Source organism: Terricaulis silvestris (genome assembly GCF_009792355.1).
GTDB classification, from domain to species: domain Bacteria; phylum Pseudomonadota; class Alphaproteobacteria; order Caulobacterales; family Aquidulcibacteraceae; genus Vitreimonas; species Vitreimonas silvestris.
The window spans coordinates 2,754,895-2,781,893 of record NZ_CP047045.1 but is presented as its reverse complement, the minus strand read 5'-3'; the positions used below and the strand labels follow the sequence as shown (position 1 = coordinate 2,781,893).

Below are 26,999 nucleotides of genomic sequence, written 5' to 3'. Positions count from 1 at the left end.
TCAAGGCTAGCTGTCGCCGAAGCGATCCATCAGGCGGCGCAGATATTCGCGTTCCGCTTCCGGACGGTTGGGATCCTGCGCGCGGCGTCGGATTTCGTCGAAGATTTCTCGCGCGCGCACCGGATCCGCGGTGTCCGGCACCGAGCCTTCTCCGTCCCCGTTGCCCGCGCCAGTGGCGCGACCGAGTGGATCGCGGCCGCTTTCGCCTTGGCCTTGTTCGTTGCCTTGCTGCCCGCGTGCGCGCATCTCGGCCGCTAACGCATCAGCCCCTTCGCGTAGCCGATCGAGCGCCGCCGTCTGCGCCGCTTCGGCGCCTTCGAAATCGCCCTGCTGCAGCGCGTCCTGAGCACGGCGCATCGCTTCACCAGCGGCGTTCAAGTCTTCGCTCGGCGCGGCGCCTGACTGCTCGGCCATATTCTGCGCAGCTTCCAGGCTCTGGCGGATTTCAGCTTGGCGTTGCGCGAGATCGTCGCCGCCTTGGCCGCCCTGTTGTTCGCCGCCAGAACCGCCGCCGCCGTCTTGTTGCTGCTGTTGGGTTTCGTCGCGGAGCTGGCGCTGCTCTCCCATGGCCTCAGAGAGCTCGTCCATGCTCTGCTGCATCTGCTGGTCTTGCTCGCCTTCACCGCCGCTCTGCTGCTCACCGAGCTGCACTTCCATGTTGGCGAGGATGCCCGCCAGCATTTGCAGCAATTGTTGCGCTTCAGCGTTGCGGCCTTGCTCGTTCAACTCCTGCACCTGTTGCAGCAGCTCTTCGATATCCTGCTCGCTGATGCTGGTTTGGTCCTCGGTGTCCTCCATGTTCTCGCGTTCGCCGTTGCGCAACGCTTCCTGCACCAGCGCCTGCATGTAGTTGTCGGTGGCGCGGCGAAGCGCTTCGAGCAGCTGGTTGATGCGCTCCTGCGGCGCGCCAGCGGCCAACGCCTCGGCGAGCTGGCGTTGAATCTCCTCCAGCGCACGCCGTGCATCCGCCGCGCCGCCGTACTCAGCGCGCAGCGCGGTACGCCACAGCGTATCGGCCGCGATGTCGGTTTCCTCGATGGTGCGCGCCACGGTGAGCTGCGACCGCGCGGTGCGAAAACCCAAGAACACGGCGAGATCGCGGAAATAGCCGTCCTCAGGCGACATCGTCAGCGCATCGAGCAAACGTGTCGCGCGGCGAATACCTTCCGGCGCGCGTCGCAGGTTCGGACGGCGCTCGTAGTCGCGGATTTCGATGCGTTGGTTGCCGAGTACGATGTCGCCAGCGGGGATCGTGCGTCGTTCGGCGCGGCGCGCGGGGCGATAGGCGCGGCGCTCGGCGAGGATATGGCGTCGGATTTCGATGGCTGCCTGCGCTAACGGCTGCAGGAAGATCTTCTCCGGCAACGTAAAGCGCAGCGGATCGCTTACGCCTTCCTGGCCCAATGCATCGATCGCCACGATGCGCGCCTCGACCTCCATGCCAGCGTAGGGATGCGCGCCAAGATCGACTTCGTTCTCCGCCTCCGCCTCGCGCGGGTCGCCAGCGGGCGATTCCAGCGGCGTGTCCACAGGGTCAGCGTGCGCCAGCCCCTCGGGCGGATGCAGTGGACGCACCCGCAACACCAAGCGCCGAACGCCAAAGTCATCTGCAGCACGCCATGCGAGCGATACGGTCTCATCCGTCAGTGTCGTGATTGGCGCCGAGAACGACGCCGTGGGACGTGCGTCTGGCGCGGGGGCGATGCGCCAATGCGCGCGGGTGTGGAAGCGTACGATCTTCAGCCGCCCCGCGCCGGGCAACGCCAGTTGCGCTTGCCATGCGCCATCGGCCGCGCGCTCAAACCGAACTGCACGGCGCCCGCCGCGGCCTTCGAAGACGAGCACGGGCGCGCCAACAGGCCCGGTCACGCGCACGGTGGCTTCCACAGTCGGCGGTGTCGCGACGCGCTCGCCAACGACATCGCTCAGCGAGATCGGCCCGGCGTGCGTGTACTCCGCCGGCGTCACCCACGCCTCGATCGCCATCTCCTGATCGCCTAGTAGCGGCCCAGGATCGGGCAGAAACGCACGCGCCAGGCGGTCCGGCGCATCGCCACCAGCGAACACCAGCGCGCCAAGCAGCGCAGCCGCCAACACAAAGCGCAATTTGTACGGATCGAGCTCATCCAGCCGCGCCCGAGGCGGCCCAGCTTTGGCATGCTCTGCGCGCGCGATCGCGTGCTCGCGCTCACGCGCCCAGAGCGCCATCGAGAAGGCGTCGTAGCGAGCAGGGCGGTCGCGCAGCGCTTCGAACGCGCCGGCGTCGAGCCGCGAGTCCGCGGCCAACCGTGTGCGCGCTTCGTCTTCCGTCGGCGCCTGCCACTCGCGCCGCGCCCGCAAGCCAAGCCAGATCAGGCCGGCCAACGCCGCGATCGCGCTCAAGCTTTGCAGCAGGATCGGCAAGCGCTCGTGGACGCCGACAAGCGCAAACAACGCCCACACGCCCACCGCCAGTAACAGCACCAGCCCCGCGCGCAGCGCTCGCTCCAACGCAAGCCGCTGCCGTGCGCGGCTCGTCTCCCGGGCGAGTTGGTCGAGGGCGTCTTGGTGCTTCATGGCCTCCGCTGGGCCGACCCTAACAGCGCCCCTCTGGCCAAACCATGACCGGAACCGCCCCGCTGCAGCGTTTCGTCGCTAACCTGCGCTTAACGCAGCCAGTCGGGCAGGCTTTCCAGCGCCAGCTGCTCCTCGAGCGTCCAACGACGGCGCACGATTTGGAATTTGTCGCCCGCGACGAGAACTTCGGGAACCAGATCGCGGGCGTTGTAGGTCGAGGCCATCACGGCGCCGTAGGCGCCTGCAGTCATGAACGCAACGAGGTCACCGGCTTCAAGCGGCGGCAATGAGCGCTTGCGCGCAAACGTATCGCCGGTTTCGCAGATCGGGCCGACCACGTCGTAGTCCACGCCCGGACCTTTGCGTTCAACCAGCGGCTTGATGCCGTGATAGGCGTCGTAGATCGCGGGGCGGATGAGATCGTTCATCCCGGCATCGAGTACGATGATCGGTCGCGCCGCGCGCTCTTGAATGCGGATCACACGCGACAGCAACACGCCGGCATTGCCCGCGATCATGCGGCCGGGCTCGCAAGCGATAGAGATATCGAGCCCTTCGAGCACACGATTGACCATCGCGGCGTATTCGGCAGGCGCGGGCGGATCAGGCTCGTTGAAATACGGCACACCCAAGCCGCCGCCCAAGTCGAGGCGTTCGACCGTCAATCCGTCGCGGCGCAGGCGTTCGACCAAACCGCGCAGCACACGAAACGCCGCCTCAAGCGGCGCGAGGTCTTTGATCTGGCTGCCGATGTGCACAGCCAAGCCTCGTGGCGCGAGATGCGCGTCGGCGGCGGCGCGTTTGTAGAGCTGGATCGCCATATCCGGCGAAACGCCGAACTTTGCGTCGCTCTTGCCGGTGGAGATTTTGTCGTGCCCACCGGCGCCGACATCGGGGTTGACGCGAATGGCGACGTTGGCGGTCGCGCCGAGCTGCTTCGCCACGTCCGCAAGCATGTCGAGTTCGGCGGTGCTCTCGACGTTAATCTGATGCACGCCCGTTCGCACCGCGAACGCGAGTTCAGCCTCCGTCTTGCCGACGCCGGAGAAGATGATGCGCTCCGCGGGCACGCCCGCGCGCAGTGCGCGTTCGATTTCGCCTTGGCTCACCGTGTCGGCGCCTGCGCCTTGGCGCGCGAGCGTCGCTAGCACGGCGACGTTGGCGTTGGCCTTCACCGCAAACGCCACGAGCACGTCGCGCGGGGCGAACGCTTCCTTGAACACCTTGTAGTGCCGCTCAAGCGTCGCCGTTGAATACACGTACGCCGGCGTGCCAACGGCGTCCGCGATGTCCGCGAGCTTCACATCTTCGCAGCAGAACGCGCCGCCGCGATACTCGAAGTGGTTCACGGCGTCGACGGCGCCCCGGTTTGATATTGCGAGCAGCGCGCGTCCGGCTCTTCGTTATTCTCGATCTGACGCTGACACTCGCGACGGATCGCATCTTCGCTGTTCCAGAGCGGATCGGGGCGATCGAGGCCGCCCTTCACACCGCAGGCCGAAACCAAAGTCAGCGCAACAAGACCCAACAGCAGGCGGCTCATGCGAACATCTCCTTCCACCGCTCGATTTGCTCGCGCACGCGCTGCGGGGCGGTCCCGCCATAGCTATCCCGGCTCTCGACCGATTTTTCAACCGTCAACAGCGCCCGCGCCGCTTCGGTGATGCGGCCATCGATGGCCTGATATTCGCTCAACGGGAGCAGGGACAGTTCTGCCACGCTGGTTTCCTCGGCGCGGCGGACGACGCGGCCCGTGATCTCATGCGCCTCACGGAAGGGCACGCGAAGCTCGCGCACCAGCCAATCGGCCAGGTCCGTCGCGGTCGAGTAACCCCGCGCAGCCGCCTCGCGCATGGCGCTGCGGTTGAAGCGCATCGTGTCGATCATGCCGATCATGGCGGTGACCGAGAGCGCGAACGCGTCGAACGCCGCGAACGTCAGTGCTTTGTCCTCCTGCAAATCCTTGGCGTAGGCGAGCGGCAGTTTCTGAATGACGGCGTTCAGCGCCGCAAAGTCAGCGCTAACACGCGCGGCCTTGGCGCGGATCAGTTCTGCAGCATCCGGATTGCGCTTCTGCGGCATGATCGATGAGCCCGTCGACCACGCATCGCTCAACGTTGCGAAACCGAACTGTGGTGATGTCCACAGCACGATCTCTTCGGCCAGGCGCGAAAGGTTCGTCGCGGAGATTGTTAGATTGGCCAGCGCGGCCAGCGCGAAGTCGCGCGAGCCAACGGCGTCGAGCGAGTTCGACGCCGGTGCATGAAAGCCCAGCGCATGCGCCGTGGCGTCGCGATCGATCTTGTAACTCGTGCCCGCGAGCGCCGCAGACCCCAGCGGACATTCCCAAGCCGCTTCCAAAGCTGCACCAATGATGCGCACGCGGTCGCGCTCCAGCATGGTGACGTACGCCAACAGATGGTGCCCAAGCGTCACCGGCTGCGCTGTCTGCAAATGCGTGAAGCCTGGCATAATCCAGTCGGCCACGCCCTCGGCGCGCTTCACTAGCGTCCGCTGCAGTACACGCAAACCATCGGCGGCCTCGCGCGAGGCGCGCATGGTCCAAAGCTTAAAATCCGTCGCGACCTGATCGTTGCGCGAGCGGCCGGTGTGCAGGCGCTTGCCGGCTTCGCCGATGCGCTCGGTCAGCCGTGCTTCGATATTGAGGTGGATGTCCTCGAGCTCAGCCGAGAACGGAAACGTCCCTGCGACGATTTCCCCGGCGATCTCGTCTAATCCCGCTTGTATCGCCGCATTGTCTTCGTTCGTAATAATGCCCTGAGTGGCCAGCATGTCGGCGTGAGCCTTCGAGCCCTCGATGTCTTCACGCCACAAGCGCTTGTCGATATCGATTGAAGCGTTGATGGCTTGCATGGCGTCGTCGGGTTGAGCAGCGAAGCGGCCGCCCCACATCTTCTGGCCGCGTGGAGGAGTGAAGTTGGACACGAGTACTGGCACTCCCGGGGGACAAAGAAACTGGGCGCTGTGGGCGGCGTTGGCGATGGTCGCGGCAGGCGCGATCGCCGTTCTTTACGTGCTTTTCGCCGCCGCTTCAAAGCCCGAGACCGCCTCCGGTTTGAGCCGATTCGCGACCGGTGAACTGACACGTCTCACGGTCATGGAAGCGCCGCCGCCATTGCCGACGCGGACGCTGCAAGACGGCTCGGGCGCGGACGTGACGCTTGGCGACTTTCGGGGCCAAGTCATGGTGGTCAACCTTTGGGCCACCTGGTGTGCGCCATGCGTCGAGGAGATGCCCACGCTTGGCGCGCTCCAGCGCCGGTTTGGCGACCGCATTCGCGTTGTTGCCATCAGCGCCGACTCCGAGGCCGACCGTCAGAAGGCGCGCACTCAACTCGCCCAACTCACCGACAATACCCTGCCGTTCTACATCGATATTAGCCGAGGCGTGCTGTTTGACGCCCAAGCGCCTGGCATGCCGGTCACGATCATCTATGACATGCGCGGCGCGGAGGTGGCCCGCTTGGCCGGCGGCGCCGACTGGGGCAGCGATGACGCCGCCCGTCTGATCGAGGCGCTGCTGGCGGGAGACGCATGACGATACCGATGATCGAAACGGCGCGTCTGCGCCTGCGCGCTCACGAACTGCCCGACTTCGAGAAGAGTGCGGCGATGTGGGGCGACGAGAACGTCACCCGATTCATCGGCGGCAAGCCGTCGTCGCGTGAGGATTCTTGGCGCCGCTTCGTCAGCTTCCGCGGCTCGTGGGCGCTGCTTGGCCACGGCTATTGGCTGATCGAAGAGAAGGCGACGGGCGCATACGTCGGCGATGCCGGCTTCGGCACGTTCAAGCGCGATGTCGGCGCTCACGACTTCGACGCGCCAGAGCAGGGTTGGGCGCTTTCACCTGCGATGCAAGGGAAAGGCTACGCCACCGAAGCCTGCCAAGCGCAGATCGCTTGGGCCGAAAAGCACTTCGACCGCACCGATTTCGTCTGCCTGATCGCGCCGCAGAACCCACCGTCGATCCGCGTCGCCGAACGCCTCGGCTACCGCGAGTTCGCGCGCACAGACTACAAAGGCGAGCCGTCGATCTTGCTCCGCCGTCCTTAAAGGTACGGCGAAAGCGCCAGCCGCACGCGCGAACCTTGAGCCAGCACCTCACGGTACGCCGGCGGCCGTTCGGGCGCGTTTGCATCACGCCACAGCGCCGTAAAGCGCGAGGCCTCCGCAGCGGCTTCATTGTAGGCCGCGGCGTTGCGCTGGCGCAGCACATCCCGGCCCCGCTCCAAGGCGTACTCTGCCGCTAGCGCTGCGCCCATGCTGTGCTGATACTCGATCGGGTCGACGAAATCGGCCTGCACGACGTTTTGATAAAGCCCTGTTGCGATGTCGGTCATACGCGCCGTCGCGATCGCGTAGTCCACTTCGCTAAGCGCGCCGAGCGCGCGGTCGATTTCGCCTTCCGCTGCCCGCAAGCGTTGCAGCAATTGCGCGCGATTGACCGAGCCGCCTTCGGCCGCGCTGCGAATAATATCGGCGTTGAGGCTGCCGAATTGATCCGGCGCCAGATCATAAACTTCGAGCAGCCCTTGCTGCACCAGCACGCCCGCTTCCGGAATCTGATTGCCGTCAGCGATGCGAGACGCGGCCATGACGAAGCCCTTGAGGTGCAGCAGCCGCAGCGCCGTCAGCTGATCGCCTGCCAAGCCGGCATAAGCGCTCGCCGCACCAGCTTCGCCAGATTCTCCACCCGCAGCTGCGGCTACCGCCCCGGCCTCGCCGTTCTCGCCAGCTTCACCGCTTTCGCCGGCTTCGCCGCCTGCGGCAGTCGTGCTCGGCGCCGCATCACCGCCTTCGCCGCCGGCTTCACCGCCTTCGCTGCAAGCGGCTGCCAAGCTCAAGGTCGCGGCCGCGCCGACGCTGCGCCAAAGTTTTAGTTTCCAGCCGATCATTCGCCTCTCCGGGACAAGCTGGGCGCACAGTGGACGAAGTGCGACTCGTTCGCAATAAGCCGAGGTGCCTCACTCCGGTTCATGTTGGACCGTGGGCGCCGTATGGATTGGTCTATGAGCCTAATCCTTCAAGGCGTCTTGCCCGCCGAGGACGTTGCGCGGGTGCGCGCGGATCTCGACGGGGTTGTGTGGTCATCAGGTAAGCGCACGGCCGGCGCCGCGGCGCGCGGCGTGAAGGAAAATCTGCAGGCCGATGGTTCAGATCCAAAGGTGCGGGCGCTCGAGCAATTCGTCGCCGAGGCGCTTCGCCGTCATCCGATGTTCGACATCGCGGCGCGGCCGGCGCGTGTCACGCGGCTCATGTTCTCGCGCTATGAGCCGGGCATGACCTACGGCGCCCACGCGGACGACGCGCTGATGGGCCCAAGCGAGGACAAGCTCCGCACCGATCTAGCCTTTACGATCTTCCTCGCGGATCGGGCCTCGTATGAAGGCGGCGCGCTAGTCGTCACAACCGCGCTCGGAGAGCAGGAGATCGCGTTGGAAGCAGGGGATGCGATCCTCTATCCGGCCGGCTCGATCCACTACGTTGCGCCCGTAACGCGCGGCGCCCGTTTGGCGGCGGTGGGCTGGGTGCAGAGCTTTATCGCCGATCCCGGCCAGCGCGAGCTGTTGTTCGATCTTTCCGTCACGCGCGCGCGCCTAGCGCAGGCCGGTGTTGCGCGCGAAGATCTGCTGCCGCTGGACAAGTCGATCTCGAACTTGATGCGGATGTGGGCGCGCGGTTAGCGAAAGGGTTGCACGTCTTCCCGGAACACGCCGTCGTCGAGCAATTCGTGCTTGCGCCGGTGCGAGAGCGCCACCCACGCAAATACAATCCCCGAAACCAGAGTGATCGGCAAACCAAGCACAATCGCCAGCGGAATCATCGCCAGCGACATGCTGAACGTGAGCGTCCCGGCGCGCTCGGTGGACTCGGCGAGAAACGTCATCAGTTCGCCCACCACGATCGGCGCCAGCAGCAATGTGATCGCGCCCGCCATGACGACGTGCAGCACAACGATGCGCCGCGAGCGCGGCGGCCGGCCGGCCGCCCACATGGCGCCGAGAGAAATCAAAGCAATGGCAAACACCGTCGCGCCGGCGATCAGTGTGAGCCGCTGCGGTCCGCCATCGGCGTAAAACAGCGCGGCCGGCCAACCAATCGCCATGGCCAGCGCGATCGGCGTCCAGATGAACACCGGCTTGCGCCACGTGAGCGGCGGGATGCGTTGCGGAATGGCGGGGGCGGCCATGGGCGCACTGTAATGGCAAACAACGCGGCGTCACTGAGGCGCGTCCGGTTGGGCGAGGACTTTCCCCAGCCGCGCAAGAGTGATTTCAGTTGGGCATGGATCTCCGCCAATCCTCGCCGTCAGCCGCCCGCAACCGCGAGCCAATTCTTACCGAGCTGCAACGTGTGCTGCGCCCGGACGCGCAGGTGTTGGAGATCGCCTCCGGCACGGGCGAGCACGCCGTCTTCTTCGCGCGCGCGATGCCGGGCGTGACGTGGCAGCCGTCCGATCCCGATAGCGATGCGCGCGCCAGCATTGACGCTTGGCGGCAGTTCGAAGGGTTGCCGAATGTCCTCGCGCCGCTCGCGATCGATCTTGCGAGCGCTGATTGGCGCACCCCGCGCGAGCGATACGACGCGCTGGTCGCGATCAACGTGATCCACATTTCACCTTGGGACGCGACGCTCGGCCTGATGGCGGGCGCCGGGCGCCTGATTGAAAGCGGCGGCGTTCTCGTTACCTACGGCGCCTATAAGCGCGACGGTGAACACACGGCGCCATCGAACGAGAGTTTCGACCAATGGCTGAAAGCACGCGATCCGCGCTTCGGCGTGCGTGACCTCGATGCCGTGGAAGCCGCTGCGCGTGAACAGGGATTGGCGCTCCGTGACATCATTGAAATGCCCGCGAACAATCTCGCGCTCGTGTTTGTGCGCTAGCAGCCAATGAAATCTGCAACGCTCGTATCCGCTGCTGCGCGTATGTGTGTTGCAAATACAAGCTGCGCGCCGCGTGTGCCGCACGTCACCAACATTTAAGCTCCGCGCCACATTCGCGTTGTGCAGCGCGCCTATATCCCCGGCGCGGACACCTCCCCGTCCGCGCAACTGGGGACACTCATGCGTAAAGCTATCACTGCGTTGGAGCTCATGATCGGAAGCGTGCTTCTGATCGGATGTCTCGCCATCGCCATCGACGGCGCGGCGCTGACATTGCGGCTCGTTATGTGATGCATGCATGGAGCGAGGGCGCGTACAGAATGTACGCGCCCTCGCGAAACCCAGGTGTAAAAAGCCGACGGTTGTTAGCGCGACGGCGGCTATCTTGTGGGAGTAGGCGGATCGGTCCGGTAGTCGTAGAAGCCGCGTTCCGTCTTGCGGCCCAGCCAGCCGGCTTCGACATACTTTACCAGCAGCGGGCAGGGACGGTACTTGGAGTCCGCAAGCCCCTCGTAGAGCACCTGCATAATCGACAAACAGGTGTCGAGGCCGATGAAATCCGCAAGCTCAAGCGGGCCCATCGGGTGGTGCGCGCCGAGCTTCATCGCTTTGTCGATCGCCTCAACCGAGCCCACGCCTTCGTAGAGCGTATAGACCGCCTCGTTGATCATCGGCACCAGCACGCGGTTGACGATGAAGGCCGGGAAGTCTTCGGCGTTGGCGATCTTCTTGCCAAGGCTATCGATGAACGCGAGCGAGGTGTCGTAGGTCTCCTGGCTCGTGGCCAAGCCGCGGATGATTTCCACCAGCTCCATAACCGGCGCCGGGTTCATGAAGTGAACGCCGATGAACTTATCCGGTCGATCCGTCGTCGCCGCGAGGCGCGTGATCGAAATCGATGACGTGTTCGAGGCCAGGATCGCGGTCGGCTTCAGCGTGGTGCGCAGATCGGCGAAGACTTTCTTCTTCGCGTCGTCTTGCTCAACGACAGACTCGATCACCAAATCGACCGCTTCGAACGCGCCGAGCTTTGGCGCGGCTTTGATGCGCTTTAGCGCTGCGTCCATGTCGGCTTGCTTGATGATTTCGCGATGAACCTGGCGCGCCATGTTCTTGCGGACGATCTCAATCGCCGCATCGATGCGGGTGGCATCTGCGTCGTTCAGCAGCACATCGTAGCCGGCCAATGCGCAGACATGCGCGATGCCGTTGCCCATTTGGCCGGCGCCTACGACGCCGACAGTGCGAATAGTGCTCATTTCACCAGCCATAAGGCCCTAAGGCCTAATCGGAATGCAAATCTTGTTGCAGTGCAGCATAGCAGTGAGCGCTGCGCAAGGGGCAGTGCGGGTCTAGGCCGCTGGAAGGGCGCGCCCGTCTTTGTCCAATTCGGCCTTGCAGGCCGGGCAGGTCCAGCCGCCAGCGGCGTTTCGCTCGCGGGGCAAAAGCTGGCCGCACCCAGCGCACGAATGGCGGTCACGGAAATGGCCGAGCATAAAAACCAGCATCGCGGTGGGGATCACGACGACCGTCACCACCAACGCGACGATGACCGGGATCACGTCCGTTACACGCCAGCTTTGGTCAGCTCGTCCATCAGCTCCGGGACGATCGTCTTGTAATCGCCCACCAAGCCATAGTCGGCGATCTGGAAGATCGGGGCTTCCTCGTCCTTGTTGATGGCGACGATGACCTTCGAGTCCTTCATGCCAGCCAAGTGCTGGATGGCGCCCGAAATGCCGATGGCGACGTAAAGCTCCGGCGCAACCACCTTGCCGGTCTGGCCGACCTGGTAGTCGTTGGGCGCGTAGCCGGCATCAACCGCTGCGCGCGAAGCGCCGACAGCCGCACCGAGCTTGTCGGCAAGGGGATCGAGTACGCGATGAAATTCCTCGCTCGACCCCAGAGCACGGCCGCCCGACACGATCCGCTTCGCGGCGGTGAGTTCCGGCCGATCCGATTTCGCCATTTCCTCACTGACGAACGCCGACTTGAACGGCCCGGCTGGCGCCGCCGTCGTCTCGACCGAAGCGCTGCCGCTATTGCCTGCCGCCTTGAACGCCGTCGCCTGCACCACGAGAACCTTCTTCGGCTGGCTATCCTTCACGGTGATGATGGCGTTGCCGGCGTAGATCGGCCGCACGAATGTGTCCGCGCCCTCGATGCCGATCACGCCCGACACCTGCATCACGTCGAGCTTCGCCGCCACGCGCGGCGCGGCGTTCTTGCCGGTTGTGGTGGCGGGAAAGAGGACGGCGTCGTAGCCGCTCATGAGCGGCGCGATCAGCGCTTCCATCGGCTCGGCCATTTGCTTGGCCAAAGTCGCGCCATCGGCGTGCAGCACCTTGCGCACGCCATCGATCTTCGCGGCGGCCGCCGCAGCGGCGCCCGCGTTCGAGCCCGCGACCAGCACGTCAACATCGCCGCCCATCGCCTTGGCGGCGGTAACGACTTTGTTGGTGGCGTCCTTCACCGACGTGTTGTCGTGTTCGGCAATAACGAGAACGGCCATCTCAGATCACTCCCGCTTCTTTGAGCTTGCCGACAAGTTCGCCAGCCGTCTTCACTTTGATGCCGCCAGAGCGCTTCGCAGGCTCAGCCGTCTTTACGACTTGCAGGCGCGGCGTGGTATCGACGCCCAGTTCCGCCGGCGTCTTCACGTCGATCGGCTTCTTCTTCGCCTTCATGATGTTCGGCAACGACGCATAACGCGGTTCGTTCAAGCGCAAGTCAGTCGAGATGATCGCCGGCAGATCGACATCGATCGTCTGCAACCCGCCATCGACCTCCCGAGTCACCGTCGCCTTCGAACCAGCCAGCACGATCTTCGAGGCGAAGGTCGCCTGCGGCCAGTCGAGCAGGGCGGCGAGCATTTGCGCCGTTGCGTTGTTGTCATCGTCGATGGCTTGCTTGCCGAGGATGACCAGGTCCGGTTTCTCGGCCTCGATCACAGCCTTCAAAATCTTTGCCACCGCCAGCGGCTCAACTTCGCCTTCGGCCTTCACCAGGATGCCGCGGTCGGCTCCGATTGCGAGGGCATTGCGCAGCGTCTCATGCGCTTGCTCCGGGCCAATCGAAACGGCCACGACTTCCGTCGCCGCGTCCTTGGCGTGCCCGCCGCCGCCTTCCTTCATGCGCACCGCTTCTTCGATCGCGATTTCACAGAACGGATTGATCGACATCTTGAGGTTCGAGAGATCGACCCCCGACCCATCCGGCTTCACCCGGACCTTCAAATTGAAATCGAGCACCCGCTTAACCGGGACGAGGACCTTCATCGTTGAAATCCTTGAAGCATTCGCAGCAGCGCCAGGCGCCAAAATCGCGGGCCTATAAAGAGCCTCGCCCCCGCCGCGTCAATGCGACCTTCGCTCCGGGCGCCGCGACGGAAACAAAAAGAGCCGCCCTAAGCAGGGCGGCTCTTGGTTTTGGGAGGAGGTGCGTGGGCTAGCGGCTCAGCACGCTCGGCCAGTTGGCGTTGGCGCTGCGGATGTGACCGGGGATGTCGCGTGCCCAGCGCTCCTGAATTTCGTCGTTGTAGTTGAGGTAGAGCTTCCCATCGACGATGCGCCAATTGGTCGGGTCGGCGGACGCCGTGTAACCCTGGCTCACGGCCCAGGCGCAGTATCCGCCGTATTGCGGCACGTAGCGCGCCGGGTTGGCGCGGAACGCGGCCAAGTGCTCAACCGAGGCGAAGCGGTACTCATAGCCACCATGCGTGGTGGTGAATTGCTGCGTGCCGCGTACCGGGCGGCCATCGGTGAAGTATGCCACCGGATCGTAGCCGCTGACGGCGACGCGGGAGAGCAGGCCGGTATAAACCGGCGCGTGATCGGCGTAGGCCGGCGCGGCGACGCCGAATGTGGCGACGGTCGAGACGGCGAGTGCGGCGAGCAGTTTGCGCATTTCGAGGTCCTTGCTTTTGGTGAACGTGGCCCGCTTCGCCTTCGACAAGCTCAGGCTGACGCTACTTTGGTGTTGGCGTTTGAATTGGCGTCACCCTGAGCCTGTCGAAGGGCGACGTTACGCTCCGGCACAAACGCGCGGCCGAGATCGCGAATGAGGCCAACAAGTTCGTTGCGGCGGATGATCAGCAGCACGACCGACGTCAGCCAGATCGTGACCGCCGCCGCAAACAAGCCGCCGCCATCATTGTTGGGGTCGATGCCGAGCGGCGTGAACAGGTGAAAGCTCACGGCGCCGGTCATCACGGCCAAGCCGATCAAAGCGCCCAGCGCATTGAGCCGGACGAAGCGCGGCAGCAGGCCAACGAGCAGCAACGTAGATGCTGCGAGTTCCGCTGAGCCGATCACATACTGGCTGAAGAGCCCGGTGTGGCCGAACAAACCCGGCAGCCCCAGCGTGCCAGCCCAGCCATCAAGCCGGCCGAAAATTTCCTGCGTGTTGGGATGGTCGGTGAACTTGAAGCGCAGGCTGTCGAGAAACACGATCGCGGCGAACACCGAAATCCCGGCGGGCGCGTAGCGCTTGATACGGTCGAGCATGGTTGCCCTCTAAGAACCGCCGGCTTTCAGCCGGCATCGTTGATGCAGGCCATGACGTTTGAAGGTGTCACGCGGTTACAGAATTTTGCCGCCGGTTCGCCTAGTAGATTTGCAAGACCATTTTGCCCTCGCGGTCCGGCCATTGGAATGTTTGGCTCTCGTACTGACCTTCGTCAGTATGCAGCCGCAGCCAATCGCCGCTGGCAAAGGTAATTCTCAGCGCCGTTGCAGACTCTAGCGCCGCGTCATTCGGAATCTGGCCGACGAGAAGCCATGCCGGAATGGCGCACGGCCCTCCTTCCCAGGCGTATTCAGCGCCCTGAAGGCAGAAATCCACACGAAACACGTTTTGAACACGCAGACCGCCGAACGAGAACTGAAAGTCGTGGGCTCCCAGCCCGACTTGATAGATCGCCTCGCCGAGTTCCGGCTTGAGCAAAGGGAGCAGTTCGTCATCGTACGCGTACATGCGGACACGCTATCACGAGTTGCCGCTCTCAACTTACCAGCGCAGAAATTTCGCCCCAACCAGCGCGCCGATGGCGGCGCTGAGCGCAATCCCCAGCACGTACCAGGTCATCACGAACGCCGCGGAATCGACCGGGCAGTACATCGCGTAGGCCATAGCGCCAACGCCGCCCGACAAAGCGCCAATCGCCGCGCCCGTCAGCGTCAGCCGCGTCGGCGCAAACGCGCGCATCAACCACACCAGCAGCACGGCCGTCGGCACAGCCAGAACCGGGATCAGCACGACGCACCACGGCACGCCGTTGCCCATCCACATCGCCATGCGCTCGCCCGGCTCTTCGCCCATCAGCGCAACAACAACGCAAACCGCGCACAGCGCCACAAACGCCACCACCGCGCCGATCCGCCACCCAAGCGGCCGCCCCGGCTTCATCAGCTGCAGCGCCAGCGGCAACACCACGGCGGCAGCGAGCGCCGAGAACATCGCCTTCATCATGATCGGCATGCGCGCTGTGCCGAGATCGGGTCGCACGCCCAGTCCAATCGCCACCAGCGCAACAGCGACAACCAGCCCAACCAGCAGCGTGATGGCGAGGTTCATCCGCCACCGCGGCTTCTCCGCCGGCTCGACGTTGCGCGCAAGCGCGTCGATGAGGTGATCGGTCTTCACGTCGTCTGCTCCTGGCCCATCAGCCGCATCAGCGTCTTCAGGCCGCGATGAATGGAAATCTTGATGTCGGATTCGCTGAGCCCGGTTTGCGACGCAGCTTCCTTGATGCTGCGGTCTTCCAACTTCACCAGCCGGATCGCGGTTCTTTGCTTTTCAGGTAGCTTATCCAGCAACACCGCGACATCGCGCTTGGCGTCGCTCGCGTCGAATTGCGGATCGATGTCACCAACCTCGACGCCATCCAACGGCGCTGTGGCGCGATGCTTGGCGCGGCGTAGGAAGTCGATCAGCCGGTAGCGCGCGATCGCGTACATCCAGGCGGTGAGGGGGTAGTTCGGATCGTAAGTGTCGCGGCGCGTATGCAGCGCGACCAAGGTTTCCTGCACCAGGTCCTCCGCGTCCTCGGCCTGTCCGCGCAGACGGTTGCGGAAATAGGCGCGCAGCAGCCCCGCCGCTTCCGTTAGAAACGCGCGATGCGCGGCGTCGTCGCCGGCGAGACCCTGGAGCAGCAGGGCTCGGAGGTGGGCTTCGTCGGCCAATTCTCCCCTTTGAGCCTCCTACGCGCGGAGCGCGCCGCCGGTTACGCCCGCCGGAACGGGTCCGCGGGATAAACGCCGAGCATGGTCAGCGAGCTAGAGAAGAACGCCAGTTCTTCCAGCGCCAGCTTCACGTGGTTCTCCTCGGGATGGCCCTCGATCTCCGCGTAGAACATGGCCGCCGAGAACCCGCCGCCTTCGAGATAGCTCTCAAGCTTCGTCATGTTCACGCCGTTGGTGGCGAAACCGCCCATTGCCTTGAACAGCGCGGCTGGAACGTTGCGGACGCGGAAGATGAAGCTGGTCATGCACGGTCCGGCGCCGAGCGCGGCGTTCTGCTCTTCCCGCGAGAACACCAGAAAGCGCGTTGTGTTATGTGGCGCGTCGGCGATGTCCGCCTTCAGCACTTTCAGCCCATAAATTTCACCCGCGAGCGTGGACGCCAACGCCCCAACGCGCGCATCGCCAAGCTCCGCGATTTCACGCGCCGCGCCGGCTGTGTCTGCAGTCTTCACCGCCGTCACGCCAAGCGCGCGCAATTCCTTGCGGCATTGGCCAAGCGCTTGCGGATGTGAGCGAACGTGGGTGAGACCCGCGAGCGTCGCGTCCTTCAAGCCAAGCAGCTGGTGCCGGATCGGCACAAAGCGTTCGCCGATGATGTAGAGACCGCTTTCCGGAATGAGGTGGTGCACATCGGCCACGCGTCCTGCCACGGAATTCTCAACCGGGATCATCGCATAGCGCGCTGACCCCTCAATGACGGCCGCAAAGGCGTCCTCAAAGCTCGCGCATGGCATCGGCTCGAGATCGGGGAAGGCCTCGCGCGCGGCAAGGTGCGAATTCGCGCCGGGTTCACCTTGAAAGGAAATGCGGTCGGTCATAGGTGGCGAGCGTTAGCGCATGCGCCGCGCTTCGGGTAGGGGCGTCGCCTCATGAGTATGACGCAATCCGTCGAGAGCGCGATTTTGGCGCAGACGCGCCGAGGCTTGCGTACGCTGCTCGCAGTCCCCGCCGCGCGCGCCGCCGGCTTGGCCCGCGTCGAAGATCTGGAAATTGCGGGTCCAGGCGGACCGCTGCGTGCTCGCTACTACGAGGCTCCCGACGCTGAGCCTGCGCCGCTGATGGTTTACTTCCACGGCGGCGGCTTCATCTGCTGCGATATCGACACGCACGATTCCATCTGCTCATGGCTAGCCAAGTCGTCGCGCGGTCGCGTGCTCTCCGTCGGCTATCGCCTCGCGCCGGAAAGCCGCTTTCCTGGTCAGATCGAAGACACCCGCGCTGCGTGCGCTTGGGCGTTTCAGAACGCACAACGCCTCGGCGCCGCGCCGTACAAGCTGGTGCTCGCCGGCGATTCCGCCGGCGCCTATCTCGCCGCGACGATGACGCTCGAGATCAATCGCGCGACGCCGGGCGCGATCGCTCTGCAAGTGCTGCTCTATCCCCTGGTGCACATACAGGACTCCCTGTGGTCGCAAGAGGAGCTACGCAACTTCCGCTTCCTCGGCCGCGTCGCCGTCCGCTACATCGCGCGCAGCCTGGGCGGAGAGGCGTTGCCGTCTCTGCTCGACGTTGATCTCACTGCCGCGCCGCCAACCATCGTCGCCGGCGGCGGCGCCATGGATCCTGTCCGTAGCGACGTGAAAGCCTTCGTCGATGCGCTCCGCCGCGCCGGAGTCGAGGTGACCGAGAAGAAGTATCCGATGCTGATGCACGGCGGCCTGAACTTCACGAACTATTCCAAAACCGCCACCACCGCGCTGCAGGAAGTCGGCGAACTGGTGCGCGCCGCCTTCGCCCGCTAACATCCGCCTGAATTATCGGGGAGGATGGGTCATGCGTGATATTTTGATCGCGGGAGCGCTTGCGCTTGCGGCGTGTTCACCGGCGGCGGAAGAGGCCGAAAATCTTGCGCCAAGCTGTGACGCACGCGCCGCGAGCGCGTGGGCGGTAAGCGACGCGCAATATTCAGTGGAAGCGGCCAGCGCAGGCCCCGATTGCGCGCGCGCGGTCGCGACGTTCGTCGTTCGCGATGCCTCTGGCGCGCCGATCTACGCTGAAGCCTACTTGGCCCAGCACGTCATGGTGCTCGCGGATGTCTCCGACACGGCAGCAATGGAAACGGCGCTACGCACGTGGACCGATCCCGCCAACAGCACCACCATGGCGACCACGTCAGCGCTGCCCGATTGGCCCGCGCGCGCCAATGGGCCGGAGAACGGCGAGTTTCCGTTCTATGCCGACGAGAGCGTGGATCGCGACACGTACCTCGGCCTCCGTCAAGCCGACGTCCCGTTGCTCTGCTTCGTGCAGGGCATGGAGAGCTTAGCGTGCCTCGCGCTGCGCAACGGCCAGCTCGAAAAAGTCGGCGTTCAAACCTTCCCAGGTTAAGGCGCGACGTCGTAGCCCGCGTAGGTTTCAGCGATACCGGCTGAGATCGCCGTTGCTGCGGCGATGTCGCCTTGGCCTTCGGCCGTGCGCCCGAGGCGCAGCGCGGCGTGAAATTGGCTAGCGCGCGGCCAAAGCAGCGCGCGCGGCGTCGAGATCGGCGGGGCTATCGACGCCCTTGGGAAACGCTTCCACGGCGTCAGCCATAATCGTCATGCCCATCTCAAGCGCGCGCAATTGTTCAAGCTTTTCGCGCAGCTCAAGCGGCGAGGGCGGCGCCGCGACGAAGCGCGCCAGCGCATCGCGGCGGTAAACGTAGATTCCGACATGGCGCTCCACCGGCCCGTCACCCCAAGGCGCGGCCGCGCGCGTGAAAGCAAGACAGCGACCGTCTGCAGCGCGGATCGCCTTGACCACATTGGGGTTGTCACGATCGGCCGGATCGTTCGACGGCGAAACCAGCGTCGCGATGTCCGCGCCCGCACGCAGCGCCGCCACCGCGCGCGCCACATCGGCGGCGCGCATCGTCGGCATGTCGCCCTGTAGGTTCACGGCGACATCGAAGCGTCGCTCTGGATCGAACGCTTCGAGCGCCGCGTGCACACGATCCGAGCCCGACGGCAAATCCGGGTCCGTCAATGTCACGTTTGCGCCGGCCTTCAGCGCCGCTTCCGCAATCTCTTCCTCCGCCGCCGCCACCAGCACCGGCCCGGCATTGGCGGCGCGGCCGATCTCAACCATCCAGGCGATCATCGGCTTGCCGTGGATATCGGCCAGCGGCTTACCGGGCAGCCGGGTCGACGCCATGCGGGCGGGGATCACGACAACGGAGTTCATTGCCGCACGCCTTGCCGTGCGGCGGTTCGACGCGCAAGGGCGCCAACGGCCATCTCCGCGCTTATCGGCGACTTGGCGGCGGACGCAACGCAGGCCATAAACCGCCCGCGAACAAGGGCCAAAAATGAGCGATCTCAGAAACAACTCGATTCTCGGCGCGTTGCTGGCGTCGGTTCTGGGCGTGATGGGCGTCGGCGTCCTCGCCGAGGGCGTGATCCATCCGAATTATCCCGAAACGCCCGGCTACTTACCGGAAGTGTCGCTCGAAACCGGCGGCGGCCCCGCCAGTCCAGCCGGCCCACCGGATTTCGGGCGCCTGTTCGCTGACGAAGCGCAGCTCACCGCCTTGGTCGAGCGCGGCGAGCGCGTGCACGCACAATGCGTTTCCTGCCATACCTTCGACGCCGGCGGCGCCAACGGCCAAGGCCCGAACCTCCACGACGTGTTCGGTCGCCCCGCCGCCAGCCACGCCGGTTACGAATATTCCGAAGCCATGCAGGGCCACGGCGGCAATTGGGATTATCTGGCGCTCAACGATTTCCTACGGTCGCCCGCTGCCACCGTGCGCGGCACCAAGATGGCGTTCGCGGGTCTCCGCGACGACGAAGAGCGCGTCGCGATGATCGCGTATTTGCGCTCGATTTCGCCGAACAGCGTGTCGCTGCCAGCGCCGTTGCCGGAGCCTGCGGCGGAAGCCTCCGAAGGCGTAGCGCCTCCGGAAGGCGAGGCGGCGCCGGCCGAAGCCAACACGCCCACCGCGCCGGGCTAAGGCGTTTCGCTGGACAAACAAAAACGGTGTCTCGCTCACGCGGACGCCGTTTTCATTTCGATGGCGGCGCCGTGCTTACGAAACGGCGGCCAGCTGCACCGGACGTTGGATAGGCGCTTCGCCGCCCAGGATCGTCGAGCCCAGCATGTCGAGGAATGCGTCACCCTTTTCGGTGCGCTCGACGAACACGTTGCGGCCGTCCTTCGGATCGCGGCGGCGCTGGACGAAGCCCAGGCGCGAGAGCGTATCCAGCGCCCGCGTGATAGCCGGCTTGCCGACGTTCAGCGCCGAGGCCAGGCCCCGCACCGTGTGTGGCGCCGGCTGCAGCCGGACCGTCATCAGCACGGCCAGTTGGCGTGCGGTGAGGTCTGGCGCGTCCGAGCGCACCGTGGTGACGGTAACCCGACGCCACAAATCCAATGCTTCTGTCTGTTCGCGCCCGAGCTCCATGTCGCTCCCCTTTTGTTGAATCGCAAGTGAGAGGATTCGCCGATTTGGTGGTCGGTGCAAGTCCGGAACCACAAGATGTTGTGGGAAAGGCGAAATGATTAACCAAATCTTGAGCCGCGAGTCCGAAACGAGCCAAGCGAAACAAGGCCGGCGCGGCGTCGAAAAATTCTACAGTCGGATCGAACCGGCGGGCCTCTTGAAGCGACTTAGAGGCTGAGAAGGGCGGGCCAGCGTGAGGCGCGGACTAGACCAGGCGCTCGACGATTACCTCGTCCTCCTCGCACAGGGCGGATCGCGCGAAGCGTTCGCCCGCCTGGCCGCACGCTGGACGCCGAAGCTGTTGGCATTCGCCGCGCGCGCTCTTGGAAACGCGGAGGTCGCGAAAGATGTGGTGCAGGATACCTGGGAAGGCGCCGTCCGCGGCTTGTCGCGGCTCGACGATCCTGAACGCTTTCGCGCCTGGATCTACGCCATCGCGGCACGCAAGTGCGCCGATGCGCTGCGCGGCAAGTACCGCGTCGCGCGGATCGCGGAGAGCGCGCAAGCGATGGGCGATCTGCCGCCGGACGCCGAGAGCGACAGCAATGATCGTCTCGATTTGCGCGCCGCCATGAAACGATTGCCGCCGGAGCAGCGCATCGCCGTCAGCCTCTATTTTGGTGAGGAAATGAGTGTCGCTGACATCGCCGCGATCACCGGTGCGCCGGAAGGCACGGTGAAGTCCCGATTGTTCGCCGCGCGCAAAGCGCTGCGTGAAAGTCTTGGAGCAGAGCAATGACCAATATCGATAGCGCCATCCGCGACGCGCTTTCAAAGGAAGACGCGGAATTTCTCGCCCGCTTTGAGGACAACAATCCGATCGGCGAAGCGCTCGGTACGTTCAGCGGGCGTTGGGGGGCAATGAACATCCTTGCTGTGGTCATGAGCTTCGCTCTGTTCTGCGTGTTCGCGTACTGCGCGTGGAGTGCCCTCACTGCCAGCGATGTACGCGCGACCGTGATCTGGAGCACCGGCGCGATCTGGGCCTCACTCGCAGTCGCGATGCTGAAGATCTATTTCTTCATGGAGATGAACAAGAATGTCGTGTTGCGCGAAGTGAAGCGCCTCGAGCTTCAAATCGCGCGCGCTGCGTCGCGCGATGCGGCGTGAACTCACGCAGCGAAGCGCTTCTTGATCACCGCCCAGCTGGCGCGCAGCGCTTGCGCTTCGCCGCCAGCGGGACGGCTTGGCTTTTCCTTGGGCGCCCAGGCGAAAACATCGAAATGCGCCCACGCTGAAACGCTGACGAATCGGCGCAGGAACAGCGCCGCGTAGATCGCGCCGGCGAACGCGCCATCGCCGGTATTCTTCAGATCCGCGATGCCCGAATCCATGTCGCCTTCGTAGGCGTCCCACAGCGGCATCCGCCAAATCGGATCGCTGGTGTCAGCTGAAGCTTGCGCGAACTCTGATGCGAGCACGTCATCGTTTGAGAAAAATGGCGGAATGTCCGGCCCCAACGCCGTGCGCGCGGCGCCTGTCAGCGTCGCGTAGTCAAGCAACAGAGCAGGCTCGTCCTCACACGCGCGCGTGAGCGCATCGGCAAGGATCAAGCGTCCCTCCGCGTCCGTGTTGTCGATCTCGACTGTCGGTCCCTTGCGCGAGGGGATCACGTCGCCGGGGCGAAAGGCATCACCGGCAATGGAATTCTCGACCACCGGCAAGAACAGCTCCAGCCGCACATTGAGTTTCGCTTCCATCACGATCTGCGCCAGCGCCAGTGCGTGCGCCGCGCCGCCCATGTCTTTCTTCATCAGCCGCATACCCGCGGACGGCTTGATGTCGAGCCCGCCAGTGTCGAAGCACACGCCTTTGCCAACGATCGCGAGGCGCGGCGCGCCGGCGTCACCCCACGAGAGATGCAGCAAACGCGGGGCTTGCGCCGCCGCGCGGCCGACCGCGTGGATCAAGGGATAGTTCTGCGCCAGCAAGTCATCGCCGACGATGGCTTCAAACCTTGCGCCATGGTCTCGCGCGACGGATTCAGCCACGGCGTGCAACGCCTCCGGTCCCATGTCGTTGGTTGGCGTGTTGACGAGATCGCGCGCCAGCCAGGAGGCGCGCACGATGCGCGCCGCGTCCGCCATGTCCGCGCCCTCCGGCGGCGCGAGCCGCGGCGCCGGGCGCTTGCGCTTCTTGTAGCGGTCGAACACGTAGCCGCCCAAACCCCAAGCGATCGCGACGGCGGTGGCGGTGAAATCTCGCGGTGCGGCGGCGATGCGGTAATCGCCGCTCGGCAAATGCTGCGCGAGCGCGCCCATGGCCGTCACGTTGGCTTTGTCGCCAATCCCGAACAGCACGCGCTCGATCGAACCGTCAGTTGCCGGAACGAGCAGGATGCGCCCGTTCTGCGCCTGGAAGTCATGCGCCGCCGCGAGACGTCGCAGGTTTTCGGCGTGACGCTCGATCCAGTCGCGCCACTCGCCCGTGCGCATGGCGTGGATCGGAACTGTCGCCGTCGCGGCGTCGGTCAGGAAGGGGAGGTCGGTCATTGGCTCTTCCTAGTCCGTCATTAGCCCTTTGTTGAGCATGTCGGGGCAGCATTAGCCGCTTATTAGGATTCGGCCCCATGCCCCCAATATCCCGTCTCGCCGCAACACTGCTTGCGCTCTCGGCTCTTGCCGCCTGCGCCAGCACTGGCGGGGGCGCTTCCGCTGACGCCACGGCGACGCTCAACTCCGGTGCGGGCGTCGATCGCGAGGCGCGCCAACGCGTAGGCCGCGAAGACATGCTGACGCAAATGGCGTTCTGGGCCGGCGAGTATCAGACCTTCCCGAACGATCTCGAAGCCGCGCAGCGTTTCTCCGAAAGTCTGCGCAGGGGCGGCCGCACGGATCGCGCTGTGACCATCGCCGCGGAAGCCCTGGGCCGCTTCCCCGAGGACCGCCAGCTGCTCACCACGTACGGGTTGGCGCAGATCTCTCTCGGGCGCGCCCACGAAGCGCTGCGCCCTCTAGCGCTTGTTGCGCAAGCAGAGCCCCAGAACTGGCGCGTGCGTTCGGCGTTGGGCGCGGCGCTCGATCAGCTCGGCCGCTTCACCGAAGCGCGCGCCGCCTACCAGGAAGCGCTGGTGATCGAACCCAACAACGCGCGCGTGCTCACCAATATGGGCGTCTCCCACATCATGGCCGGCGAACCGGAAACCGCGGAGACATTGCTGCGCCAAGCCTCGGACATTCGCGGTGCGCCGCCGGAAGCGCGCCAGAACCTGGCGATCTCGCTCGCACTGCAAGGCAAGTTCGCCGAAGCCGAGCAGATCGAGCGCGTTGATCTCCCGCCACAGCAAGCGGCCGCGAACATCGCTTATTTGCGCGGCCTGCTCAGTGACCCGCGCCGCTGGGGCGACGTCGGCCGCTCGCGCTAAGCGCAGTTACATTCAGTTACAGATAGAGCCGCGCTTAGCCGCGCTCGGCCAGCATTTGGCTGACTTGGATCATTGCCGGGCCGATGATGACGGCGAATAGCACCGGCAGGAAGAACACGATCATCGGCACCGTGAGCTTCGGCGGCAGCGACGCGGCCTTCTTCTCGGCTTCCGCCAAACGCAGATCGCGGTTCTCCTTGGCCATAACGCGCAGCGCCTGACCAACGGGCGTGCCGTACTTCTCAGCTTGCGTCAGCGCCATCGCGACAGCCTTGACGCCAGGGTGCGCGGTGCGGCGCGCCAGGTTTTCGTACGCCATGCGGCGCTCTGGTAGGTACGAGAGTTCAGCCGTCGTCAGCGCGAACTCTTCCGCCAGTTCGACGGAGGCGGGGGCGATTTCCTGGCCGACGCGCTGCATCGCCATTTCGACAGACATGCCGCTCTCGACGCAGATCAGCATCATGTCGAGGCTGTCCGGAAACGCCTCCATGATCTTGGTGCGGCGGGTGTCGGCGAGGTTCTTCAAATAGAGGTTCGGTGCGTAGAAGCCCAACGCGATGCCGCCAACCACGGCGGCCGCCTTCATATGAAGCGCAAGGTCGGCGCCCAGCGTGACAATGTAGACCAGCGCCGCGATACCGAAGCCGACCGGCAACGCCGCGCGGTAGAAATAGAACATGGTCTGCGCGGCGTTGCCGCGAAGGCCCGAGCGGATCAGCTTCTCGGTCAGCGTGTCGTCAGCGAGCGCCTTCTGCAGATTGAGCTTGTTGACGAGGTTCTTGGCGAACGAGTTCGCGTCCTTGTGCTGCAGCGAGCCTACGCCCTTAGCCAGGTCCGCACGCGAGCGTTTGCGCAGCTCTTCGCGCTTCTTCGCCACTTCCTTCAGCCGCGAGCCAAGTTTGTTCTCCGACATCGCCGGCGCCGCCAGCGTCACCACGGTGCCGAAGCAGGCCATCGCGGCGAGGGCGCCTGCGACGTTCAGAGGATCGGTGAGGGTATCGACGATGTCCATGGCCCGCCCGTCAGAATTTGAAGTTGACCATCTTGTGCATGACGAAGATGCCGGTCGACATCAGCGCCGCGCTACCAAGCAGGATGAGGTGGCCCGTGGGCTCGATGAACAGAATCGAGATGTAGGCAGGGCGCGTGAAATAGACCATTCCCATGACAATCAGCGGCAGCGCGCCGATAATCATGGCCGAGGCTTTCGCTTCCGCGGAAAGTGCTTTGACCTTCTCCTTCATCAGCTTGCGCGAACGCAGCACGGTTGAGAGGTTGCCCAGCGATTCCGAGAGGTTGCCGCCCGTCTTCTGTTGGATGATCAGCACGATCGAGAAGAAGTTCACCTCCGGCAACGGCATGTGATCGTAGAGCCGCGCCATGCCTTGATCGAGCGGCACGCCCATCGATTGGGAATCGCACAGCGCCTTGAACTCACTCGCCAGCGGCTCGGGGCTTTCCGCGGCGATGATGCGCAAGCATTGATTGAGCGGCAGGCCGGATTTGACGCCGCGCACGATGACGTCGATGGCGTCCGCGAGTTGATTGCCGAACTTCTTCTGACGTCCGCTGACCAGCATGCCGAGCACCCAGCGCGGAATGCCGAGCAAGCCGACGAAGAAGCCCATCGCGGCGCCGATCGGACCTTGAACAAGCAAACCGATAAGGGCCAGCACAGCGCCGAGGCCGGCCGCCATCATCCAGAACATCGTCGGCGTCAGGGTGATGCCGGCCTGGGCGATCTGGCCCTTGATCGAAAAGCGCCGCCGCCGCGACTGCTTCTCGTTGTTGGCCATCTCTTTCAGCGCTTCTTGCGTCGATTGGCGCCGCTTCAGCGCCGCCACCTCGACGGCCTGCTTGCGCCGGTCGACTTTTGGCCCGCCCGCGACAGCCTTGACCCGTTTGGTCGCCGTCGCCGGCTGATGATTGCCGGGGGCGAGTACGAACCCAGCGCCGCCGATGGCGACAAACGCGAGTACAGCGGCGATGAGCGCCGGATCCATCAGGCTTGCTCCGTCTCGTCGAGTGCCTGCGCCAGTTCTTTCTCGAGGCCGAAGTAGCGCGCGCGCTCCCAGAAGCGCGGCCGGCCAACGCCGGTGCCCTTGTGGCGTCCGGTAATGCGGCCGTTCTGATCCTCGCCCTGAATTTCGTACAGCATCAGATCTTGCGTGATGATCGTATCGCCTTCGAGACCCAGCACTTCAGTAATCTGCGTGATGCGACGCGAACCGTCGCGCAGGCGCGCGGCCTGGATGACGACATCGACAGCGGCGACGATGATTTCGCGGATGGTTTTCGCCGGCAGCGAGAAGCCGCCCATCGTGATCATCGATTCCAGACGGGAGAGGGCCTCGCGCGGCGTGTTGGCGTGCAACGTGCCCATCGAGCCGTCGTGACCCGTGTTCATGGCTTGCAGCAAGTCGAACGCTTCAGGGCCCCGGACTTCGCCGACGATGATCCGCTCAGGGCGCATACGCAGGCAGTTCTTGACCAGGTCGCGCATCGTGACCTGGCCGGAGCCTTCCAGATTCGGCGGCCGCGTTTCGAGGCGGACAACGTGTGGCTGTTGCAGCTGCAGTTCGGCCGCGTCTTCGCAGGTGATGACGCGCTCTGTCGGATCGATGAACGCGGTCAGTGTGTTGAGCAGAGTGGTTTTACCCGAACCGGTGCCGCCGGAGATCAGAATGTTGCAGCGGCAGGCGCCGATGATCTGCAGAATTTTCGCGCCCGCGGGCGAGATCGAGCCGTACTCAACCAGGTTGGAGAGCTTCAGCTTGTCCTTTTTGAACTTCCGGATCGTGAGCGTCGGGCCATCGATGGCCAGCGGCGGCACGATGACGTTGACACGAGAGCCATCTGGCAAGCGCGCGTCGCAGATCGGCGAGCTTTCATCAACGCGGCGGCCGACTTGGCTGACGATGCGTTGGCAGATGTTCATCAGCTGGCCGTTGTCGCGGAAGCGGATGCCCGTCTTTGAGATCTTGCCGTTGACTTCGATGAAGACCGCGTTGGCGCCGTTGACCATGACATCGGCGATGTCGTCGCGCGCCAGCAGCGGCTCAAGCGGGCCGTAACCCAGCACGTCGTTGCAGATGTCGTCGAGCAGGGCTTCCTGCTCGGCGATCGACATGACGACGTTCTTGATCGAGATGATTTCGGCGACGATGTCGCGAATTTCGTCACGCGCGCTTTCTGGATCGAGCTGCGCGAGTTGCGTCAAGTCGATGGTTTCGATCAGTGCATTGAAGATCGTGGATTTGACGCGGTAATACGCCTCGGAGCGATACTCCGGGCCATCGGCGACATCGGCCGACGGTTGCATGCGCGGGTTAGGCGCGCTGGCGGATGGTGCGGCGGGACGCGGAGCAGGCGCGACCGGACGAGGCGCCGCGGGCGCCGTCGCTAACGGTTTTGCGCCAACAGCCGCGTGCACGCGCGCGACCGGAGCTGCGGGCGCAGCCTCAGTGCTCGGAGCATCGCCCAGGCTTCGCTTTCCGAACATCAACTA

General features: G+C 64.7%; 32 protein-coding genes. 10 read left to right on the top strand and 22 right to left on the bottom strand.

Annotated elements, in window-relative coordinates:
• Positions 1 to 6: 6 nt before the first annotated feature.
• The 4 genes from DSM104635_RS14330 to argH all read right to left on the bottom strand — a co-directional run bounded on the left by DSM104635_RS14330 (position 7) and on the right by argH (position 5,469).
• A complete protein-coding gene (locus DSM104635_RS14330) occupies positions 7 to 2,556 on the bottom strand; it encodes a DUF4175 domain-containing protein (protein WP_158766859.1) in 2,550 nt (849 codons plus the stop codon).
• A gap of 89 nt (positions 2,557 to 2,645) precedes the next feature.
• Complete coding sequence (gene lysA, locus DSM104635_RS14325; RefSeq protein ID WP_158766858.1) at positions 2,646 to 3,905, bottom strand: diaminopimelate decarboxylase; 1,260 nt, start codon at positions 3,903 to 3,905, stop codon at positions 2,646 to 2,648.
• Entirely contained in the window at positions 3,902 to 4,099 is a 198-nt protein-coding gene (lptM, locus tag DSM104635_RS14320; RefSeq protein ID WP_158766857.1) for an LPS translocon maturation chaperone LptM, read from the bottom strand. Before lptM ends, lysA begins: the two co-directional genes overlap by 4 nt.
• On the bottom strand, positions 4,096 to 5,469 hold the full coding sequence (argH, locus tag DSM104635_RS14315) for an argininosuccinate lyase (protein WP_158768107.1): 1,374 nt from the start codon (positions 5,467 to 5,469) through the stop codon (positions 4,096 to 4,098). Before argH ends, lptM begins: the two co-directional genes overlap by 4 nt.
• 25 nt (positions 5,470 to 5,494) lie before the next feature.
• Between argH and DSM104635_RS14310 the strand changes: the two genes are divergently transcribed.
• The gene (locus DSM104635_RS14310; protein WP_158766856.1) at positions 5,495 to 6,115 is read left to right on the top strand and encodes a TlpA family protein disulfide reductase; all 621 of its coding nucleotides are present in this window, start codon (positions 5,495 to 5,497) and stop codon (positions 6,113 to 6,115) included.
• Complete coding sequence (locus DSM104635_RS14305) at positions 6,112 to 6,630, top strand: GNAT family N-acetyltransferase (RefSeq protein WP_158766855.1); 519 nt, start codon at positions 6,112 to 6,114, stop codon at positions 6,628 to 6,630. The genes DSM104635_RS14310 and DSM104635_RS14305 overlap by 4 nt, the downstream gene beginning before the upstream one ends.
• Here the strand turns inward: DSM104635_RS14305 and DSM104635_RS14300 are convergent.
• Positions 6,627 to 7,472: a hypothetical protein gene (locus DSM104635_RS14300; protein ID WP_158766854.1), complete on the bottom strand. Its 846-nt coding sequence runs from the start codon at positions 7,470 to 7,472 to the stop codon at positions 6,627 to 6,629. The two genes, DSM104635_RS14305 and DSM104635_RS14300, sit on opposite strands and share 4 nt — an antisense overlap.
• Before the next feature lie 114 nt (positions 7,473 to 7,586).
• Between DSM104635_RS14300 and DSM104635_RS14295 the strand changes: the two genes are divergently transcribed.
• Positions 7,587 to 8,261: a Fe2+-dependent dioxygenase gene (locus DSM104635_RS14295; RefSeq protein ID WP_158766853.1), complete on the top strand. Its 675-nt coding sequence runs from the start codon at positions 7,587 to 7,589 to the stop codon at positions 8,259 to 8,261.
• Here DSM104635_RS14295 and DSM104635_RS14290 read toward each other — a convergent pair.
• On the bottom strand, positions 8,258 to 8,767 hold the full coding sequence (locus DSM104635_RS14290; protein ID WP_158766852.1) for a hypothetical protein: 510 nt from the start codon (positions 8,765 to 8,767) through the stop codon (positions 8,258 to 8,260). The two genes, DSM104635_RS14295 and DSM104635_RS14290, sit on opposite strands and share 4 nt — an antisense overlap.
• 95 nt (positions 8,768 to 8,862) lie before the next feature.
• Between DSM104635_RS14290 and DSM104635_RS14285 the strand changes: the two genes are divergently transcribed.
• Positions 8,863 to 9,465 (top strand): DUF938 domain-containing protein, encoded by a 603-nt coding sequence (locus DSM104635_RS14285; protein ID WP_158766851.1) that lies wholly within the window; start codon positions 8,863 to 8,865, stop codon positions 9,463 to 9,465.
• Positions 9,466 to 9,845: 380 nt separating this feature from the next.
• Here the strand turns inward: DSM104635_RS14285 and DSM104635_RS14280 are convergent, their stop codons facing one another.
• The 10 genes from DSM104635_RS14280 to DSM104635_RS14235 all read right to left on the bottom strand — a co-directional run bounded on the left by DSM104635_RS14280 (position 9,846) and on the right by DSM104635_RS14235 (position 16,525).
• A complete protein-coding gene (locus tag DSM104635_RS14280; RefSeq protein WP_158766850.1) occupies positions 9,846 to 10,724 on the bottom strand; it encodes a 3-hydroxybutyryl-CoA dehydrogenase in 879 nt (292 codons plus the stop codon).
• A gap of 93 nt (positions 10,725 to 10,817) precedes the next feature.
• Complete coding sequence (locus tag DSM104635_RS14275) at positions 10,818 to 11,027, bottom strand: hypothetical protein (RefSeq protein WP_158766849.1); 210 nt, start codon at positions 11,025 to 11,027, stop codon at positions 10,818 to 10,820.
• A 5-nt stretch (positions 11,028 to 11,032) separates the two neighbouring features.
• Positions 11,033 to 11,977 (bottom strand): electron transfer flavoprotein subunit alpha/FixB family protein, encoded by a 945-nt coding sequence (locus DSM104635_RS14270; protein WP_158766848.1) that lies wholly within the window; start codon positions 11,975 to 11,977, stop codon positions 11,033 to 11,035.
• 1 nt (position 11,978) lies between these two features.
• Entirely contained in the window at positions 11,979 to 12,743 is a 765-nt protein-coding gene (locus tag DSM104635_RS14265; protein ID WP_158766847.1) for an electron transfer flavoprotein subunit beta/FixA family protein, read from the bottom strand.
• A 169-nt stretch (positions 12,744 to 12,912) separates the two neighbouring features.
• Positions 12,913 to 13,371, bottom strand: a complete 459-nt coding sequence (locus DSM104635_RS14260; RefSeq protein ID WP_158766846.1) for a YHS domain-containing (seleno)protein — start codon at positions 13,369 to 13,371, stop codon at positions 12,913 to 12,915.
• Between the two features lie 50 nt (positions 13,372 to 13,421).
• Complete coding sequence (locus tag DSM104635_RS14255) at positions 13,422 to 13,970, bottom strand: hypothetical protein (RefSeq protein ID WP_228445701.1); 549 nt, start codon at positions 13,968 to 13,970, stop codon at positions 13,422 to 13,424.
• 100 nt (positions 13,971 to 14,070) lie between these two features.
• Positions 14,071 to 14,439: a hypothetical protein gene (locus tag DSM104635_RS14250; RefSeq protein WP_158766845.1), complete on the bottom strand. Its 369-nt coding sequence runs from the start codon at positions 14,437 to 14,439 to the stop codon at positions 14,071 to 14,073.
• Between the two features lie 33 nt (positions 14,440 to 14,472).
• Positions 14,473 to 15,108 (bottom strand): NrsF family protein, encoded by a 636-nt coding sequence (locus tag DSM104635_RS14245; RefSeq protein ID WP_158766844.1) that lies wholly within the window; start codon positions 15,106 to 15,108, stop codon positions 14,473 to 14,475.
• Complete coding sequence (locus DSM104635_RS14240) at positions 15,105 to 15,647, bottom strand: sigma-70 family RNA polymerase sigma factor (protein WP_158766843.1); 543 nt, start codon at positions 15,645 to 15,647, stop codon at positions 15,105 to 15,107. The genes DSM104635_RS14245 and DSM104635_RS14240 overlap by 4 nt, the downstream gene beginning before the upstream one ends.
• Positions 15,648 to 15,688: 41 nt before the next feature.
• Complete coding sequence (locus DSM104635_RS14235) at positions 15,689 to 16,525, bottom strand: prephenate dehydratase (protein ID WP_158766842.1); 837 nt, start codon at positions 16,523 to 16,525, stop codon at positions 15,689 to 15,691.
• Positions 16,526 to 16,576: 51 nt separating this feature from the next.
• On the opposite strand from DSM104635_RS14235, the gene DSM104635_RS14230 reads away from it, so the two are divergent.
• A complete protein-coding gene (locus DSM104635_RS14230; protein ID WP_158766841.1) occupies positions 16,577 to 17,449 on the top strand; it encodes an alpha/beta hydrolase in 873 nt (290 codons plus the stop codon).
• Positions 17,450 to 17,480: 31 nt separating this feature from the next.
• Positions 17,481 to 18,035, top strand: a complete 555-nt coding sequence (locus DSM104635_RS14225; RefSeq protein ID WP_158766840.1) for a hypothetical protein — start codon at positions 17,481 to 17,483, stop codon at positions 18,033 to 18,035.
• Between the two features lie 117 nt (positions 18,036 to 18,152).
• On the opposite strand, the gene DSM104635_RS14220 is transcribed toward DSM104635_RS14225, so the two are convergent.
• Complete coding sequence (locus DSM104635_RS14220) at positions 18,153 to 18,869, bottom strand: 3-deoxy-manno-octulosonate cytidylyltransferase (RefSeq protein WP_158766839.1); 717 nt, start codon at positions 18,867 to 18,869, stop codon at positions 18,153 to 18,155.
• Positions 18,870 to 18,993: 124 nt separating this feature from the next.
• Between DSM104635_RS14220 and DSM104635_RS14215 the strand changes: the two genes are divergently transcribed.
• Complete coding sequence (locus DSM104635_RS14215; RefSeq protein WP_158766838.1) at positions 18,994 to 19,638, top strand: c-type cytochrome; 645 nt, start codon at positions 18,994 to 18,996, stop codon at positions 19,636 to 19,638.
• A gap of 75 nt (positions 19,639 to 19,713) precedes the next feature.
• Here the strand turns inward: DSM104635_RS14215 and DSM104635_RS14210 are convergent, their stop codons facing one another.
• A complete protein-coding gene (locus DSM104635_RS14210) occupies positions 19,714 to 20,088 on the bottom strand; it encodes a MarR family transcriptional regulator (protein ID WP_158766837.1) in 375 nt (124 codons plus the stop codon).
• A gap of 232 nt (positions 20,089 to 20,320) precedes the next feature.
• Between DSM104635_RS14210 and DSM104635_RS14205 the strand changes: the two genes are divergently transcribed.
• Together DSM104635_RS14205 and DSM104635_RS14200 are read left to right on the top strand one after the other, a co-directional pair.
• On the top strand, positions 20,321 to 20,866 hold the full coding sequence (locus DSM104635_RS14205) for an RNA polymerase sigma factor (RefSeq protein ID WP_158766836.1): 546 nt from the start codon (positions 20,321 to 20,323) through the stop codon (positions 20,864 to 20,866).
• Positions 20,863 to 21,237 carry a DUF6768 family protein gene (locus DSM104635_RS14200; protein ID WP_158766835.1) on the top strand — a complete coding sequence of 125 codons (375 nt, stop codon included), beginning with the start codon at positions 20,863 to 20,865 and terminating at the stop codon, positions 21,235 to 21,237. Before DSM104635_RS14205 ends, DSM104635_RS14200 begins: the two co-directional genes overlap by 4 nt.
• Positions 21,238 to 21,239: 2 nt before the next feature.
• Here the strand turns inward: DSM104635_RS14200 and DSM104635_RS14195 are convergent, their stop codons facing one another.
• On the bottom strand, positions 21,240 to 22,619 hold the full coding sequence (locus tag DSM104635_RS14195) for a leucyl aminopeptidase family protein (protein ID WP_158766834.1): 1,380 nt from the start codon (positions 22,617 to 22,619) through the stop codon (positions 21,240 to 21,242).
• Between the two features lie 77 nt (positions 22,620 to 22,696).
• Here DSM104635_RS14195 and DSM104635_RS14190 point away from each other — a divergent pair, with 77 nt between their 5' ends.
• On the top strand, positions 22,697 to 23,491 hold the full coding sequence (locus tag DSM104635_RS14190) for a tetratricopeptide repeat protein (RefSeq protein WP_158766833.1): 795 nt from the start codon (positions 22,697 to 22,699) through the stop codon (positions 23,489 to 23,491).
• 34 nt (positions 23,492 to 23,525) lie between these two features.
• Here DSM104635_RS14190 and DSM104635_RS14185 read toward each other — a convergent pair whose 3' ends face one another.
• Genes DSM104635_RS14185 through DSM104635_RS14175 form a run of 3 tightly spaced genes read right to left on the bottom strand, consistent with a single transcriptional unit; the run spans position 23,526 to position 26,993 of the window.
• Positions 23,526 to 24,503 carry a type II secretion system F family protein gene (locus DSM104635_RS14185; RefSeq protein ID WP_228445700.1) on the bottom strand — a complete coding sequence of 326 codons (978 nt, stop codon included), beginning with the start codon at positions 24,501 to 24,503 and terminating at the stop codon, positions 23,526 to 23,528.
• Positions 24,504 to 24,513: 10 nt separating this feature from the next.
• Positions 24,514 to 25,494, bottom strand: coding sequence for a type II secretion system F family protein (locus DSM104635_RS14180; protein ID WP_158766832.1), 981 nt, complete (start codon positions 25,492 to 25,494; stop codon positions 24,514 to 24,516).
• Positions 25,494 to 26,993 (bottom strand): TadA family conjugal transfer-associated ATPase, encoded by a 1,500-nt coding sequence (locus DSM104635_RS14175; protein ID WP_158766831.1) that lies wholly within the window; start codon positions 26,991 to 26,993, stop codon positions 25,494 to 25,496. The genes DSM104635_RS14180 and DSM104635_RS14175 overlap by 1 nt, the downstream gene beginning before the upstream one ends.
• Positions 26,994 to 26,999 lie beyond the last annotated feature (6 nt).